This window comes from Pseudomonas avellanae BPIC 631, assembly GCF_000444135.1.
GTDB lineage: Bacteria > Pseudomonadota > Gammaproteobacteria > Pseudomonadales > Pseudomonadaceae > Aquipseudomonas > Aquipseudomonas avellanae.
Genome location: NZ_ATDK01000038.1, coordinates 1 through 15,032 on the forward strand (window position 1 = coordinate 1; position 15,032 = coordinate 15,032).

The 15,032-nt window shown below is 60.6% G+C and carries 12 protein-coding genes and 1 pseudogene; 4 read left to right on the forward strand and 9 right to left on the reverse strand.

The features are described 5' to 3' along the window. Positions 1-78 precede the first annotated feature (78 nt). Positions 79-423: pseudogene (locus DW49_RS0101015) on the forward strand (permease); the annotation flags it as partial. Positions 424-474: 51 nt separating this feature from the next. Here DW49_RS0101015 and DW49_RS0101020 read toward each other — a convergent pair. The 7 genes from DW49_RS0101020 to DW49_RS0101050 all read right to left on the reverse strand — a co-directional run bounded on the left by DW49_RS0101020 (position 475) and on the right by DW49_RS0101050 (position 8,485). Continuing rightward, the gene (locus DW49_RS0101020; RefSeq protein WP_005616711.1) at positions 475-2,712 is read right to left on the reverse strand and encodes an ATP-binding protein; all 2,238 of its coding nucleotides are present in this window, start codon (positions 2,710-2,712) and stop codon (positions 475-477) included. Beyond that, positions 2,709-3,323, reverse strand: a complete 615-nt coding sequence (locus tag DW49_RS0101025; protein ID WP_005616709.1) for a biliverdin-producing heme oxygenase — start codon at positions 3,321-3,323, stop codon at positions 2,709-2,711. The genes DW49_RS0101020 and DW49_RS0101025 overlap by 4 nt, the downstream gene beginning before the upstream one ends. A 355-nt stretch (positions 3,324-3,678) precedes the next feature. Then, positions 3,679-5,712: an LTA synthase family protein gene (locus DW49_RS0101030; RefSeq protein WP_005616707.1), complete on the reverse strand. Its 2,034-nt coding sequence runs from the start codon at positions 5,710-5,712 to the stop codon at positions 3,679-3,681. Positions 5,713-5,722: 10 nt separating this feature from the next. After that, entirely contained in the window at positions 5,723-6,343 is a 621-nt protein-coding gene (locus tag DW49_RS0101035; RefSeq protein WP_005616705.1) for a hypothetical protein, read from the reverse strand. Beyond that, on the reverse strand, positions 6,340-7,638 hold the full coding sequence (locus tag DW49_RS0101040) for a sialidase family protein (protein ID WP_005616703.1): 1,299 nt from the start codon (positions 7,636-7,638) through the stop codon (positions 6,340-6,342). The genes DW49_RS0101035 and DW49_RS0101040 overlap by 4 nt, the downstream gene beginning before the upstream one ends. Positions 7,639-7,676: 38 nt before the next feature. After that, positions 7,677-8,222 carry a cytochrome b/b6 domain-containing protein gene (locus tag DW49_RS0101045; RefSeq protein WP_005616702.1) on the reverse strand — a complete coding sequence of 182 codons (546 nt, stop codon included), beginning with the start codon at positions 8,220-8,222 and terminating at the stop codon, positions 7,677-7,679. Next, the gene (locus DW49_RS0101050; RefSeq protein WP_003381463.1) at positions 8,222-8,485 is read right to left on the reverse strand and encodes a PepSY domain-containing protein; all 264 of its coding nucleotides are present in this window, start codon (positions 8,483-8,485) and stop codon (positions 8,222-8,224) included. The genes DW49_RS0101045 and DW49_RS0101050 overlap by 1 nt, the downstream gene beginning before the upstream one ends. A gap of 167 nt (positions 8,486-8,652) precedes the next feature. Here DW49_RS0101050 and DW49_RS0101055 point away from each other — a divergent pair, with 167 nt between their 5' ends. Further along, complete coding sequence (locus tag DW49_RS0101055) at positions 8,653-9,315, forward strand: response regulator (protein ID WP_005616701.1); 663 nt, start codon at positions 8,653-8,655, stop codon at positions 9,313-9,315. Beyond that, the gene (locus DW49_RS0101060; protein WP_005616699.1) at positions 9,312-10,685 is read left to right on the forward strand and encodes a sensor histidine kinase; all 1,374 of its coding nucleotides are present in this window, start codon (positions 9,312-9,314) and stop codon (positions 10,683-10,685) included. Before DW49_RS0101055 ends, DW49_RS0101060 begins: the two co-directional genes overlap by 4 nt. 12 nt (positions 10,686-10,697) lie before the next feature. On the opposite strand, the gene amaA is transcribed toward DW49_RS0101060, so the two are convergent. Next, complete coding sequence (amaA, locus tag DW49_RS0101065; RefSeq protein ID WP_005616697.1) at positions 10,698-11,987, reverse strand: L-pipecolate oxidase; 1,290 nt, start codon at positions 11,985-11,987, stop codon at positions 10,698-10,700. 42 nt (positions 11,988-12,029) lie between these two features. Then, positions 12,030-13,520 carry an L-piperidine-6-carboxylate dehydrogenase gene (gene amaB / locus DW49_RS0101070; protein ID WP_005616696.1) on the reverse strand — a complete coding sequence of 497 codons (1,491 nt, stop codon included), beginning with the start codon at positions 13,518-13,520 and terminating at the stop codon, positions 12,030-12,032. Positions 13,521-13,784: 264 nt separating this feature from the next. On the opposite strand from amaB, the gene DW49_RS0101075 reads away from it, so the two are divergent. Then, entirely contained in the window at positions 13,785-15,032 is a 1,248-nt protein-coding gene (locus DW49_RS0101075; protein ID WP_005616694.1) for a 2-aminoadipate transaminase, read from the forward strand.

Below are 15,032 nucleotides of genomic sequence, written 5' to 3' on the forward strand. Positions count from 1 at the left end.
TTTTTCAACAAATAGCGGCTTATTTTAGGAAAAGTCCGGCTATCGGCCACGGCGCGGTGAGTTGATCGGAGGATCCTTAAGGGCATCGCCGTAGCCGTCATCATGATATTCGTTTTCATCGCCCTTCTCACCGGCTCATTGCTCTTCCTGATCGGCCCGGTAGCGATGGCCTTTATCGCAGCCGTCAAGCTGCTGAATTGGGAAAACCCCGTCCACCATCGACAAACCGCCCCTTGGCACCTGCATGAATTTGTCACGGTTGATCACAAGCGCCTGATGGTCATCACTCACTGCGACGACGTCACCACAGGCTTCGCCGCCCGCTTTCCCAGTAAGGAATTGATGGCCAAGTACCTCGCGTTTCTCCACGAGGTCCTTCCCCCAAGCGCGGAGTACATCGAGAAGGCCTCGAACTGGAAGTAGCGCTGATGCTATTCAGGCTTGAGTCTTAAACCCTCAAGCCCGAGAAAGCCATCAATGTGCGATCGGCACCGTAAAGCGGAACTCGCTGCCCTGGCCAACCTGGCTTTGCGCAGCCAGTTCGCCGCCGTGGGCCTTGATGATGCCTTGCGAGATATACAGGCCCAGGCCGGTACCGGTCGGGTTGCCTTCCTTGACGGTCCAGTAGCGCTCGAAGATGTGCGGCAACTGTTCAGGAGGGATGCCCTCGCCGGAGTCGCGCACGGTAAACACCACTTCATCGCCGTTGGACATCGCCGCCACACCGATCCTGCCCAGCTTGGGGGTGAACTTGATCGCGTTGCCGATCAGGTTGGACAGCACCTGGAACAGCCGCTCCGGGTCAGCATTGACCTTGATGTCGGGCTCGGCATTGAAGGAAATCTCGATGGACTTGTCCATCGCCAGCGGGGCGAGCAGCGTATAGGCCTCTTCGAATATCTGGCTGACTTCCAGCGGCTGCGGCGTGATGGTATAGCGGCCGGCCTCGATTTTCGAGGTGTCGAGCAAATCCTCGAGCAACACGTTCATGCGGCTGGCAGCTTGCTGCATGGTGTCGATTGCCGTGGAAATGCGTCGCGAGGTGTGCGGGCCGTCGGAGCTGAACGACTTCTGCATCATGCCGCAGAGCATCGAGATGACCGTCATCGGGTTGCGCAGGTCGTGAGACACCACCGCCACCAGTTCGTCGCGAGCGCGCACCGCCTGCTGCTCCTTGCTGACCTGCCGGGCCAGGTCATTTTCCAGCGCGGAGCGGCGCAGGTCGTTGGCGGCGAACACATCGCCGTGGCTCCACTTGATGGCGATCCCGGTCATTTCGACCTTCCAGATCTCGAACGACGTGCGCGGTCGCAGGCGCACAATGCTGTCCGAGGCGTCCAGGTTCAGCGGTTTGTTCGGGTCGCCGCTCCACTGAACGCTTTGCTTGACCTCCGGACGAAACCAGATCACGCCGTTATCCACAGGCTTGGGCAGGGTCATGGCCAGTACACCGCTGGCCACAGCCTGATAAGCCTCGGCAGGCGGGTAGACACTGGAAAGATGATGACTGGCATACACCGGCTCACCGCCTGCCGTCATCCAGGTGTGCAGGGCGCGGACGTCTGACGGCTCCGGGCAGTTGCCGTAGCAGTGTGTTTGCCGGTCTTCGATGATGGCGACGCCGGTGGCGCCGACCAGGTCCATCAACAGCTGCGGCTGCTGCGCCAGGCCATCGAACACGTCCGTGTCGGACGTCGCCATCAGCTGATGCAACTGCTGCAGGGTCTGAATCTTGGCCTCGCGCTGGCGGCTGACTTCCATCGCTTCCATAGCACTGATCTGCAGCGACAACACCTGGCCAATTGCCTGGCACGCGCTGCGCAGCTCATGGGACACGTACAGCGGCGTGCGATGCCCGCAACTGATCAGGCCCCACAACTTGCCGCCCTGAATCAGCGAAACACTCATGGACGAAAGCACGCCCATGTTTTTCATGTATTGGCAGTGAATCGGCGACACACTGCGCAGTGTCGAAAAGCTCAGGTCAAGCTGCTGCCGGGTGTCCGGACGCAATTGCGGCACCAGAGGCACCGGCGTGTAGTCGGCATCGGGAATGATACGCAGCCAGTTGCGGCGATACAGTTCGCGCGCCTGCTCGGGAATGTCCGACGCCGGGAAGAACAAGCCGTTAAACAGTTCCATGGCCGGTGCCGACGCTTCAGCGATAACCTGACCGTGGCCCTCTTCTTCGAACCGGTAGATCAATACCCGGTCGTAACCGGTCATTTTCTGGATTTCGCGAACACTGACTTCGTAGAGTGTCTGCAGATCAGCGGCGGCATGCAATTGGCGCAACATGCGACCCATATTACCCGTGCGCTCGGAATAACTGATCGCCTGAGTGGCCTTGTCCTGAATCTCGAGTTCCAGAACCAGCGCATCTTCACTGCGGTGCAGCATGGCCTCGAACTCAATGCCATCGACCGACATCAACAGACGTGGCGCATCAGCAAACGACTCGTGAGCGCTGGCACTTCTGATCACCTCAGCCCAGCCAGCACCCAGAACGCAATCCAGTGTCTGCCCGGCAAGTTGCTCGGGCACCTTGCCCAGCACGCTCTGCACATTGGCGCTGACTTGCAGGATCGTCAGTTCAGGCTCTTTGAGCGTGAACAACAGACCATGAGGCTGAATGGCCCCGGGAAACTGGATGGGCTCATCCGCACAATTGGCCAGGAGGACTTCAAAAGCGTCCTTGTCGAGTTGGCTCATAACAGTACCTCTTGACCGTCGAGCCAGTGCTCGAAACGTGCAAATGTGGAATGGGCGGCATGGGCTGCAGCCTCGGTAAATTCAACGTCTCGCGGCACAGCGTCCAGATGGTTCAGAAAAGCCTTCCAGCGGGGTCCGGTTTCAGCACCGTACACATCGAGAAAGGCCGCGCCACTGTGTTCATCCAGCCCCAGACGCTTGAGTACCTCGCGGCGCAACACTTGCCCGCCCAATGTCGCGCCTTCAAGCACATACATTACGCCCAGACAGGCGCCGGGAGAATCGGTTATCGGTAATTGCGTGCAATGCGGAAGTTGCCTGATGTCATGTTCGGACATACCCAGCGCGCACAAGTCTTTCACCAGCACGCATGTCTTGATCCGGTCATCTGGAGTGAGCGCACTGGGCATCAAGGTGCTGTCACGCAATGCAGCCTCAAGCGGTGCATAGAAGCCGTAATAGGCCTGCAACAAGCGAAGGTACAGCGCGTGGTCCAGAACAGACGAGAAAAAAGGCATGCGTTTTTCAAGTTGAACGTGCAACTGATTCGTTTCAGCGCGAAGTGCACCAATCAACTTCGGCGGGGTGACAGGTGAAAAACTTGCCGGCATCCAGAAAGGCTCTTGAGAGTGCGATAGACGGAAAACGTATCCGTGCGAAAACAGGCCGCCAAAATACAGATTCAACGCAGAATCCGACAGGCTTTTCCGGAATTGGCGACGAAACACCGTAGTGCATAACGAAAAACCGCCAGCGCTGCACAGTGGCGGTTTTTCATCGCCGGATAAATCTGATATCGACTCAATGACAATAGTCGAAAACCGGCCGATGTACGTGTTTCGTAAAGATGCGGATCACAGTGGCAAGCACTTTAACATCATCGCGTGCCGAGTCCAGCACTGCGCAAGCACCCGTCCCCAACGGATGGCTTGCGCACTGCGCTTGCCCCAAAACCTGTCCGATTGGTCAGCGCACGTTCTGGTACAACATCATTCGCGACGTTTCATGCAGGCCACGGGTCAGGTCACGCAGGCGCTCGAACTCTTGCGGGTTCTGCTCGGCCACGTTGTCCAGCGGCGTTGGCGAGGCCAGGTCGTGAAGCGTCGGCGAGCTGCCATCGTGCTCCATCTGCAGCAGGTAATGGCGCGTGACCCCGCCGATCAACGGGAACGTACCCTCACGCAATACCAATGGCACAACACGCTCGCCCTCCGGAGCAGGCTGCTGAATGTCGCGCCCCATCGTACCGCTGGTGAATTCCATTCCGGCCATGCCTGCCAGCGTCGGCAGCAGATCGGTGAGGCCGACCGCTTCATCGATGACCCGTGTGCCCAATAAACCGGGCGCGTGAATCAGCATGGGAACATTGTTGCTTTCCAGCCCCAGTTGCTCGAACGCCGGTGCCATGTGCGGAATCTGGCTGATACGCGTGTTGTGGTCGCCAAACAGCACAAAGATGGTGTTCTCGTAATAGCCGCCAGCCTTGGCCAGTTCCATCAACCGTCCAATATTGAAGTCCAGCAGGCGCACGGCGTTGTACTGCTCCACGCTGCGTGAACCGGCAGCCTGAACTTGCTCCAGCGTCTTGTCGCTGACCTGAAAACCGTCGTTGTCCTTGGGAATGGTGAAAGGCCGGTGATTGCCTGCGGTTTGCACGTAGGCAAAGAACGGTTTGTCGGCGGGCAGCGCACGCAGAATCCGGTCGCTTTCCTTGAACAGGTCGAGGTCGGAAATCCCCCAGACATCCACCTGCGGTGACTTCCAGTCGCGTTCCTCGTACAGGCGCACGTCGTCAATGCTGCGGCGGATCAGCGCGTTCATGTTGGCCCAGCCGGAATTGCCGCCAATCATGTAGAGCTTCTCGTAGCCCTTGAAGTCATTGATGATGGTGTTCTGGCGTGTCAGCAAGGGGTGGCGCGTTGCGGTCTCCTGCCGGGTGACGTCGGGCACCCCGGTAATGCTCGCCCAGACGGTTTTCGCGGTGCCGGTCACCGGCACATAGAAGTGCTTGAAGAACCAGCTTTGCGTGGTCAGATGATCGATATTCGGGGTTGGATTGAGCGGGTTGCCATAGGCACCCACCGCGCTGGTGCCGAGTGACTCGAGCATCACGAACATCACGTTCGGCGGCCGCTCGCCGGGCAGTCGATAAGGCTGCTCAGGTTGCTGACGCTTGAAGTTCAGCGCCTGTGCATCGGGCTGCTGAACGCCCAGATAACGTGCCACCACCTCGTAATGCTCGCGCACTTTCGCTTCGTCGAAGTGCGACTGGGAAACCTTGAGCGTGTCGTACAAAAACAGCGCCGGGTTGAGCCCCAGCGCAGCCACCTGACTGTTACCGGAGAAAAACGCATCGCTCCAGCGCAGCGGCACGGGGTTTTCCAGGTTGAGATTCTCGAACCGGCCCAACAAGCCGAGAAAGGTCGCGCAGACCATCAATGCCGAGCCCCAGACCACCGACCAGCGTTTGATCGGCCGCGCCTGGCGGTTCAGCGTCACGCGTTCAAGCCTGAGCAACGCCCAGCCCAGCGCGACGACCGTCAGCAGCCAGCCGACCGTGATCCACACCACCGGGTAGGTTTGCCAGAGCATGTCGCGGGAGATCTGCGCGTCTTCCAGATAGCGCATCACGCTGGCGTTGAGCCGCACACCGAGGTAGGCATAGTGGCCGAAGTCGACGACATGAATCATCGTCAGAATCGCCAGCGCAATAATCAGATAAACCCGTGCGACCCAGCGCAGGGCAGGCACATTGATCAGGTTACAGCGCGGCAGCCAAAGCAGCAGCGCAACCGGCATTGCGATCAACAGCGCCAGACGCAGGTCGAAGCGCAAGCCGATGCCCAGGGTCTGCGCAACTTCACTGTGGGTAAACAGCGTGCCCGGCTCGACGCCGGAAAAGCCGTAGAAAAACACGCCCCGGAGTAACGCCGACAGCAGGAACACCAGCATGACCGCGCCCAGCCAGTAGCGCAGGCGTCGCGATTGCAACCAACTCATTGTTCTTCCTCTACACATTGCCGGCAGGCAGCGCAGCCGAACGGCGCTGCCCCATTGCCCGGCGATAAACAAAACGGATAGCCAGGCCCAGCAGAGCCCCGCAGCAATACAGCGCAAGCAGCGGGTCGATCAGGTAATCCCAATAGTTTTCCGACGGCTTGATTCTGAACGTGAACGCCAGCGTAGCAACGGTCAGCATCGCCACGGCCAGCACATTGCGCAGGTAGATCAGCCCCAGCGCGATGACCGCAACAATGATGATCATCGGCCGCGGGTTGTAACCCCAGCGGTAGGGGTCGAAATAGGTCAGGCCGAGCGTTGCCGGGTACAGCGTCAGTGCCAGCGCGGCAAACACCAGCAGCATCACCCAACGGCGGGATGGCGCTATGGGCTTGAGCACGCCGAGCCGCTGCAGAGTCAGCCAGCCCAGCACCACCAGGCTGCTGATCGCCAGGTCGTCGGTCAGGCTGCGAGCATAGGACGCCATCGACAGGCCGTCAACCGAGACCACACTCAACAGCGACGCCGCCGCCAGCATGCCGCAGCGCCACCATAACGATGAGGTCAGCGGGGCGAACACGACAAATAAAGTCCAGGCAAATGCCAGATGAGCCAATCCCAAAGCGATCATAAAAGCTGCTCCGCCAGCCAGGCCTCGTTGAAGCTGACATGTTTGATAAAGGTGTTATTCCACGAGTAGACCAAGTGATACAGGCCGTCCGGGCTACGTATGAAATACGGATACTCGTACTCGAAATCGCAGCCTTGGGGCGCGCAGACGCGTTGATCCAGGTTACTCAGAAACTCTGCTTCCATCGGTTGGCGAAGTGCGCCACTGGAAGCCCGAAAGCCCTGACCGATGACCTCTTTGTAAGCTTCCAGAGAAAACGGAGTACCCAGCGGATCAGGCGACTTGTCCAGATCAGGCAGCGGTCGCCAGACCTTCATCTGCTCGTCGGTGCTGTACAGGCTGAGTTTGAAGCGCCCTTCGCGCAGGTCATTGAGCGCTACCAGCAGGCCCTTGCCCGGCACACCGACCGCCGACAGCGAAGAATTGGGGTTGCTCGGCGCCAACGGATACGGCTCGCTCCAGGTCTGCCCGCCGTCCTCGGTGCGGCTCGCCAGCACGCGGTGGAAGGTTTCGCCTGCATAACGCAGCAAGGCGACCGCGCGTTGCCCGTCGAGTGGCACGACAGTTGGTTGCAGGGAGTTCTTGCCTCGGCTGATGCGAAATTTGTCGATCACCTCGCCGTCGGCACTCAGGTACAGGTATTCAGCAAACTTGCCGAGGAACTCGTGATACACCGGCAGGCCGATCGAGCCGTCGGCATGAAACACCGGCGCACCCCGAACCAGCGTGCTGATGTTCAGAAACGGTGAGGTCACCAGTTGTCGCGGCGCCGACCAACTGGCCCCCATGTCGCTGGAGACCATCGCACTGACCGAACTGCCCGCCCAGCCACCGACCGAAACCGACACATAGAACAGCCACAGGCGGTTGTCCGGGGCCAGCGCAATCACCGGGTTGCCGAGCTTACGGATGTACTTGCCGGTGCCGGTCTGGGTGGATTCGCGGGTCGCCAGAACCTGCTCGCCACCCCATTCCTCGGCCTGCGCGTCGAAGCGCGAGGTGCGTATTTCCACATCGCCTGCGCCCTCGCGGGAACCGGCAAACCACACCGCCATCAGGTCGCCGCCGGGCAACGCCGTCACCGCTGACGAGTGCACGAAATCGTTCAGGTCAGAGGATGCAAAGCGCGAGCTATAGGAAGCCTTGGGTGGCAGGCTCTCGGTGCCAGCCGGTGCCGGGGTGATCGCAAAGCCGGAAATACGGTGCAGCGGATGACTGAGCCATGCGCCGAGAAAAATCGCTACAACAATCAGGCCTGCGCTCCATGCAGTCAGGTTTCGGGAAATAACACGCATCAGGAGGCATCACTGTAGTGAAGGACAAGGATGGGGGTTCAGCGATGGTCATCTTCTGGCAACGGACGTCGTTTGCCTGTCAGCATCGACAACGGCAGGTTGTCACGCACTTGAAAACTTTCGAAGATGGCTGCGGCCATGTGCAGCACCACCAGGGCACACAACGTATTGGCGAGGATTTCATGGGTCTGCAAAGGCCAGTCGGCGCCCCACAGGGCATCGACCTCCTCCATCAGGAAACCGGTCAGGCCCATGCCGAAAATCAGCGCCATCATGAGTACCATGACCAGCGCGCCGAGCGGAGAATGACCGAGCCGATGCATAGGCTTGCGGTCTATCAGCGAGCGAACATGCGCGCGCAAACGCGCAGGGCTCGGCCAGAAATCGCTCCAGCGGGCGCTGGTCGGCCCGAGGAAACCCCACACCACTCGCACCGCCAGCCAGGCAACCGCGTAATAGCCCAGCCAGACGTGCCAGTCGTCACCCGCTTCATTGAAGAAATAATTGGCAACGAAAACACCCGCGATCGAGACGTGAAACAGCCTGACCAGCGGGTCCCACAGGCGCAGGGAAACCCGACTCATTACTTGATCTCGGTCTTGACCGCTTTACCGGTGACCGGATCGTGATAGATCTCGACCTTGCGCTTGTCCTTGTCGAAGCCGTAGATCTCGTAGCAGTTGCCGTCAGTCACCTTGAACTTGCTGATCTCGTAACCCTGAGCCTTGAGCTGCTCCTGGAACTTGGCCTGATCCTGCCATTGGGACTTTTCAGCGGTGGTGCATTGCGGGCCGGCGAGCGCCAACGGGCTGGCCAACAACAGGGAAATCAGCAGAACTTTACGCATGGCAAATGCTCTCGGGCAGTTAAGGAGCGCCTACTGTGCGAAACCAATCTTAGGAAAAGCTTAATACGTAACAGCTGGTAACATCTTCCCGGACACACGGCGCTTCGCGGCACTGCGCGCGGGCGGCATCATGGCGCCCTTCTCACCCTACTCATTGGTCCACCCCTATGCGCCTGCTTCTTGTCGAGGATGATCGTGCGATTGGCCAAGGCATCCGTGTGGCCCTCAATACCGAAGGCTATACGCTGGACTGGCTGGAAGACGGGCTTAGCGCGCTGCATGCCCTGCGCAGCGAACCCTTCGACCTGCTGTTGCTCGACCTCGGCCTGCCACGCATGGACGGCTTCGACCTGCTGCGCCAGTTGCGCGCCGAAGAACTTGCCCTGCCGGTACTGATCCTGACAGCCCGCGACGGCACCGCCGACCGTATCGCCGGGCTGGACGCGGGGGCCGACGATTACCTGATCAAGCCGTTCGACGTCGATGAACTGAAGGCCCGCGTGCGTGCCCTGCTCAGGCGCAGCCAGGGGCGCGCGCAGCCATTGCTGGAACACGCCGGCATCAGCCTCGACCCGGCGTCGCAGCAGGTCAGTTTTCAGGGCAGCGAAGTGCTGATGACGCCGATGGAATACCAACTGCTGCACCAACTGATGATCCGCCCCGGCAAGGTGGTGACCCGCGAGCGCCTGTCCAACACTCTGTACGGCTGGCAGGACAAGGTCGAAAGCAACACCCTGGAAGTGCTTATTCACAACCTGCGCAAGAAACTGTCCACCGAGCTGATACGCACCGTGCGCGGCGTCGGCTACCTTCTGGAGCTCAAGGCATGACCTCGGTACGTGCGCGCATTCTGGTCCCGGTCCTGCTGCTGTTGCTGCTCGGTAACCTGGCCATCAGCCTGCTCGCCTTGCGCGACAGCCATCACGAAATCGAAGAAGTCTATGACGCGCAACTGGCCCAAAGCGCCCGCTTGCTGCAAGGCGTATTAAGCCAGCGAGCGGCAGGCGAACAGGACCTGGACAAGCTTTATCAGGCGTTCGATCAGGCCATGAGCCGGGTGGGCACCAGCGGCGTTGCCCACCCGTACGAAACCCGGCTGACCTTTCAGGTCTGGCGCACCTCGGGCGAGCTGTTGGTGCGTTCGGCCGAAGCGCCCCTGCTCAGTGCTCCACCCGTCGCAGAAGGCTCCCATGACCTGATCGAAAACGGCCACGAGTGGTGCGGCTTTTTGCTGGCCGATCCACAGCAGGGTTTCCTGATCTGGGTCGGTGAGCGTGACGATGTCCGTCAGGACCTGATCCAGCGCATTGTCAGCCACACCGTGTGGCCGACGCTGATCGGCGTGCCGTTGCTGGTGGTGGCAATCTGGCTGGCCATCGGCTGGGGCCTGCGCCCGTTACAGTCGATGGCCGAGGTCATCCGCAAACGCGATGCTGAAAGCCTCGAACCCCTCGACATAGCCCCGCTGCCCAAGGAACTGGAGCCCATGCAGCACGCGCTCAATCGCCTGCTGACCCAGATCGAAAGCGTGCTGGAGCGCGAACGACGGTTCATCGCCGACGCCGCCCATGAACTGCGCACACCGCTGACCATCCTGCGCATTCACGCCCAGAACGCCCGCCAGGCGGAGAGCCCGGAGCAACGTCTGGAAGCACTGGATTTTCTCGTGCACGGCGTCGATCGCGCTGCCCGCCTGGCCAGTCAGTTGCTGACCATGGCCCAGCTTGAGCCGCGCCTTGAGGTCAGCCAGTTGCAAACCTTTGAACTGAACACGCTGGTGCGCGAAGAAATGGCCGAGCTGACACCGCTGGCGCTGGAAAAACGTGTTGATCTGGTCTTTGAAGCGGGCGATGACTGCGTGATCCACAGCGACCCCTCAGCCATCACCATCGCGCTGCAGAACCTGCTGACCAACGCGCTCAACTTCGCCCCGCCTGCCAGCGAGATTCGCGTGATGCTCAACCGCCAGGAAGACGGCAGCGCGCACTTGTCCGTCGAAGACGCAGGGCCGGGCATCGACGAAAAACAGAAGGCGCGCCTCTTTGAGCGCTTTTACAGCCAAGGCCACAGCAATGGCGCAGGACTGGGCCTGGCCATCGTCGATATGATCGTGCGCAAACTGGAAAGCAGTCTGCACCTGCGCAATTCGGCGCAGGGCGGGCTGTGTGCGGAGTTGAGGCTCAAAAGCCGAACAGCCTGACGCTTGATTGCGTCAGAGCACGACGCGCAGGCATTGCCCGGCGTGGTACAGGGTAAACCCGGCATCGTAGGCCAGCGTGCGCAGGCCATTGGCCGACACCTTTTTGTTGTTGCTGGCAAAACTCACCGGCAGCGCCGCCGCATCGCCACTCAGCAGGTAATCGGCAAAGCATTTGCCCACCAGCGTTCCGGTGGTCACGCCTCGGCCATTGAAGCCGGTCGCGGCCAGCAAACCGGGCGCAGGTTCGAACAGGCGCAGCAAGTGGTCTGGCGTAAAGCCGATACGGCCGGTCCAGGTACTTTGCCACTCGACACGGCCCAGTTGCGGAAAATAATGCTGCTGGACGCGATCCGCCCACTGACGAATGAACCACAGCGGGTAATTACCAGCATTGCCGAGGCTGCCCAACAGCAGCCGCCCATGGGCATCGCGGCGAATGTTGCTGAGCACCGTGCGCGTATCCCATGAACCCTGCCCGCCACGCAGAATGTCCGCCTGCGCCGCACCGCTGAGAGGCTGCGAGGCGACCTGATAGTAATAGCCCGCAAAGATGTGGTCCTTGATATCGGTCCACTCACCTTCGGTGTAAGCGTTGGAAGCGATGATCACTTTCTCGGCGCGGACGCTGCCGGTTGCGGTGGAAACCTTCCAGCCGTCGGCCGTGCGTTGCAGCCCGTTGACGGGCGACTCGCCAAACAGCTGACCGCCCCGCGCCACCACGTTGAGCGCCATGCCCGACACATACGCCATCGGGTTCACCGTACCGGCGCGATGATCCAGCAACGCGCCGCTGACCTTGTCGGTGCCGCAGGCATCTTCGCAGGCTTTGCCGGTTAGTAATTCGACGTTGGCACCGCGCCGCTGCCACTGCTCGGCGCGGCTTTTCAAATCCGCAAACCCCTTGGCGTTGTGCGCCATGTGCAGGTTGCCGGTGCGCGTGTCCTGACAATCGATGCGGTACGTGTCGATGGTCGCAAACACCAGCGCCGGTGCCCCGCCCAACGCAGTGTTAAGGCGGCTGGCCTCGACGCTGCCGAGGGTTTTCTCCAGTTCGTCGGGCGCGACCCAGGTCCCGGCGTTGACCAGACCGACGTTGCGCCCGGAGCCGCCGTGGCCGACCTGATGCGCTTCGACCACGCACACCGACTTGCCGCCCTCAAGCAACTGCAACGCAGCCGACAGACCGGTGAACCCTGCGCCGATGATGCACACGTCGGCGTTTCGCTCACCGGTCAGCACCGGGCTCAGCGGACGTTGCGGAGTCAATTGTTCCCACAGACAGCCTTCAGCAAACTGCACCATCGAAAAACTCCAGCAATGTCAGTGAAAAACGCCCGGTTCGGATCAGTCGAAAACTATGCCCTGAGCCAGTGGCAGCTCGCGGGAATAGTTGACGGTGTTGGTTTGCCGACGCATGTAGGCGCGCCACGAATCGGAGCCGGACTCGCGACCGCCGCCGGTTTCTTTCTCGCCGCCGAATGCACCGCCGATTTCTGCGCCGCTGGTGCCGATGTTGACGTTGGCGATGCCACAGTCGCTGCCCGCTGCACTCTGGAAAGCCTCGGCTTCGCGCAGGTCAGTGGTGAAGATGCACGAGGACAGGCCTTGTGGCACTTCGTTGTTCAGGCGCAAGGCTTCTTCAAAGTCGTCATAAGCCAGCACGTAAAGAATCGGCGCGAAGGTTTCGTGACGGACGACCTCGGTCTGACCCGGCATTTCGGCGATGGCCGGCGTGACGTAATAGCCGTTCGGGTATTTATCCTGCAATTGACGCTCGCCGCCGAACACCTGACCGCCCTCGTCGCGGGCCTTGGTCAGGGCGTTCTGCATGGCCGAAAACGCCTGTTGATCAATCAGCGGGCCGATCAGATTGCCTTCGCGCGGGTCACCGACACGCACCTTGGCGTAAGCCGCTTTGACGCGAGCGACCACTTCGTCCTTGATCGAACGGTGCACAATCAGACGGCGCAACGTGGTGCAGCGTTGACCGGCAGTGCCCACGGCGCTGAACAGAATGCCGCGCACGGCCAAGTCCAGATCGGCGCTGGGGGCCAGAATCATCGCGTTGTTGCCGCCCAGTTCCAGAATAGTGCGGCCGAAACGTGCGGCAACACGCGGACCGACTTCGCGGCCCATGCGGGTGCTGCCGGTGGCGCTGATCAGGGGCACGCGTGGGTCATCGACCAGCGCTTCACCGGCGTCACGGTCACCAATCACCAACTGCGCCAACGCGGCCGGTGCATCACCGAAAATCGTCAGCGCCTTGTCGAACAGCGCCTGGCACGCCAGCGCGGTCAACGGCGTTTTTTCCGACGGTTTCCAGATCACCGGGTTGCCGCAGACCAGCGCCAGCGTGGTGTTCCATGCCCAGACCGCAACCGGAAAGTTGAAAGCGCTGATCACGCCGACCACACCCAGCGGCTGCCAGGTTTCACGCATGTGGTGACCAGGACGTTCGGAAGCGATGGTCAAGCCATACAACTGACGCGACAGGCCGACGGCGAAGTCGCAGATGTCGATCATTTCCTGCACTTCACCCAGACCTTCCTGAGTGATCTTGCCCGCCTCGACCGACACCAGCTCGCCAAGGTCGGCCTTGTGCTCGCGCAGCACTTCACCAAAGATCCGCACCAGCTCGCCACGGCGCGGGGCCGGTACGGTGCGCCACTTCAGGAATGCGCTGTGGGCGCTGTCGATGCGTGCCACCACCTGCACCTTGTTTTCCAGCGTGACCGAGGCAATCTGGCTGCCATCAATCGGGGTGTAAACCGGATAGTCCCCTTGTGTGTGGGCACTGCTCGCCACGCCCAGACGTGCTAATAACTCGGCAACCATGTTGATGCTCCTGTCATGGACTAAAAATCGTTGATGACAGCAGTATCGACCCGGACGCGGCTCGTCCACAAACGACGTTTTTGAAAAACATGATTCCTTTTAGGAATGAACTATTGTCTTTTTAAGCCGTTAAATGCCGCAACATTGGGAATTATTGGAATGACCCGGTGATTTTATTTCGTTTGCGGGCGAGGTCCGATGTTTGTTTGGATACGGCCAGCATGATCACCACCAGTACGATCACCTGTAGCCAAGGCCAGACCGATGAGCGAACACATCAGCGAATCCATTTCCTTTGTCCACAGCATGACCCTGTCCCACGGCCGCAACGCCGAAGTATGGGACACCACCGGCAAGCGTTACATCGACTTCGTCGGCGGCATCGGCGTGCTCAACCTGGGGCATTGCAACCCGCAGGTGGTCAAAGCCATTCAGGATCAGGCGGCCAAACTTACCCATTACTGCTTCAATGCCACGCCTCACGATCCGTATATCCAGTTCATGCGGCACCTGACGCAATTTGTGCCGGTGAGCTATCCGCTGAGCGGCATGCTTACCAACAGCGGTGCGGAAGCGGCGGAAAATGCCCTGAAGATCGTGCGCGGCGCGACGGGTCGCAGCGCAGTGATTGCCTTCGACGGCGGCTTTCATGGCCGCACGCTGGCGACGCTGAACCTCAACGGCAAGGTCGCGCCCTATAAACAGAAAGTCGGTGTGCTGCCTGGCCCGGTATTCCACATTCCGTTCCCCAGCAAGGACAACGGCGTGAGCACCGAACAGGCGCTCAAGGCGCTGGAGCGGCTGTTCAGTGTCGAAATCGATGTCAACGATGTGGCCTGCATCATCTTCGAACCGGTGCAGGGCGAAGGTGGTTTTCTGGCCATGGAGCCGGACTTCGCTCAGGCGCTGCGAGCGTTCTGTGATGAACACGATATTGTGTTGATTGCCGACGAAATCCAGTCCGGTTTTGGGCGCACCGGGCAGCGCTTTGCGTTCACCCGGCTGGGCATCGAACCCGACCTGATTCTGCTCGGTAAAAGCATTGCCGGGGGTATTCCGCTCGGTGCGGTGGTGGGTCGCAAGGCGCTGATCGACAACCTGCCCAAGGGTGGGTTGGGCGGCACCTATTCCGGCAACCCGATCGGCTGTGCCGCGGGCCTCGCCTCGCTGGCGCAGATGACCGACGAGAACCTGTCCACGTGGGGCGAACAGCAGGAAAGTGCCATTGTCTCGCGCTACAACGCCTGGCAGGCGAGCAACCTGTCACCGTACCTGGGCAGGCTGACCGGCGTGGGCTGCATGCGCGGCATCGAACTGATCACGCCGGATGGCAAACCCGGCACCCGACAACTCGCCGAACTGCTGGGCTCGGCACGTGACGCCGGGCTGTTGTTGATGCCCAGTGGCAAGTCGCGGCACATTATCCGGCTGCTGATTCCGCTGACCATCGAGCCCGACGTGCTGCATGAAGGGCTGGATATTTTCGAGCGTTGCCTGGCGGCGCTGGCTTGA

Excerpts from the sequence above, each read along its gene's own strand:
- DW49_RS0101020 (WP_005616711.1), bottom strand. The coding sequence starts at position 2,712 with ATGAGCCAACTCGACAAGGACGCTTTTGAAGTCCTCCTGGCCAATTGT.
- DW49_RS0101025 (WP_005616709.1), bottom strand. The coding sequence starts at position 3,323 with ATGCCGGCAAGTTTTTCACCTGTCACCCCGCCGAAGTTGATTGGTGCA.
- DW49_RS0101030 (WP_005616707.1), bottom strand. The coding sequence starts at position 5,712 with ATGAGTTGGTTGCAATCGCGACGCCTGCGCTACTGGCTGGGCGCGGTC.
- DW49_RS0101035 (WP_005616705.1), bottom strand. The coding sequence starts at position 6,343 with ATGATCGCTTTGGGATTGGCTCATCTGGCATTTGCCTGGACTTTATTT.
- DW49_RS0101040 (WP_005616703.1), bottom strand. The coding sequence starts at position 7,638 with ATGCGTGTTATTTCCCGAAACCTGACTGCATGGAGCGCAGGCCTGATT.
- DW49_RS0101045 (WP_005616702.1), bottom strand. The coding sequence starts at position 8,222 with ATGAGTCGGGTTTCCCTGCGCCTGTGGGACCCGCTGGTCAGGCTGTTT.
- DW49_RS0101050 (WP_003381463.1), bottom strand. The coding sequence starts at position 8,485 with ATGCGTAAAGTTCTGCTGATTTCCCTGTTGTTGGCCAGCCCGTTGGCG.
- DW49_RS0101055 (WP_005616701.1), top strand. The coding sequence starts at position 8,653 with ATGCGCCTGCTTCTTGTCGAGGATGATCGTGCGATTGGCCAAGGCATC.
- DW49_RS0101060 (WP_005616699.1), top strand. The coding sequence starts at position 9,312 with ATGACCTCGGTACGTGCGCGCATTCTGGTCCCGGTCCTGCTGCTGTTG.
- amaA (WP_005616697.1), bottom strand. The coding sequence starts at position 11,987 with ATGGTGCAGTTTGCTGAAGGCTGTCTGTGGGAACAATTGACTCCGCAA.
- amaB (WP_005616696.1), bottom strand. The coding sequence starts at position 13,520 with ATGGTTGCCGAGTTATTAGCACGTCTGGGCGTGGCGAGCAGTGCCCAC.
- DW49_RS0101075 (WP_005616694.1), top strand. The coding sequence starts at position 13,785 with ATGAGCGAACACATCAGCGAATCCATTTCCTTTGTCCACAGCATGACC.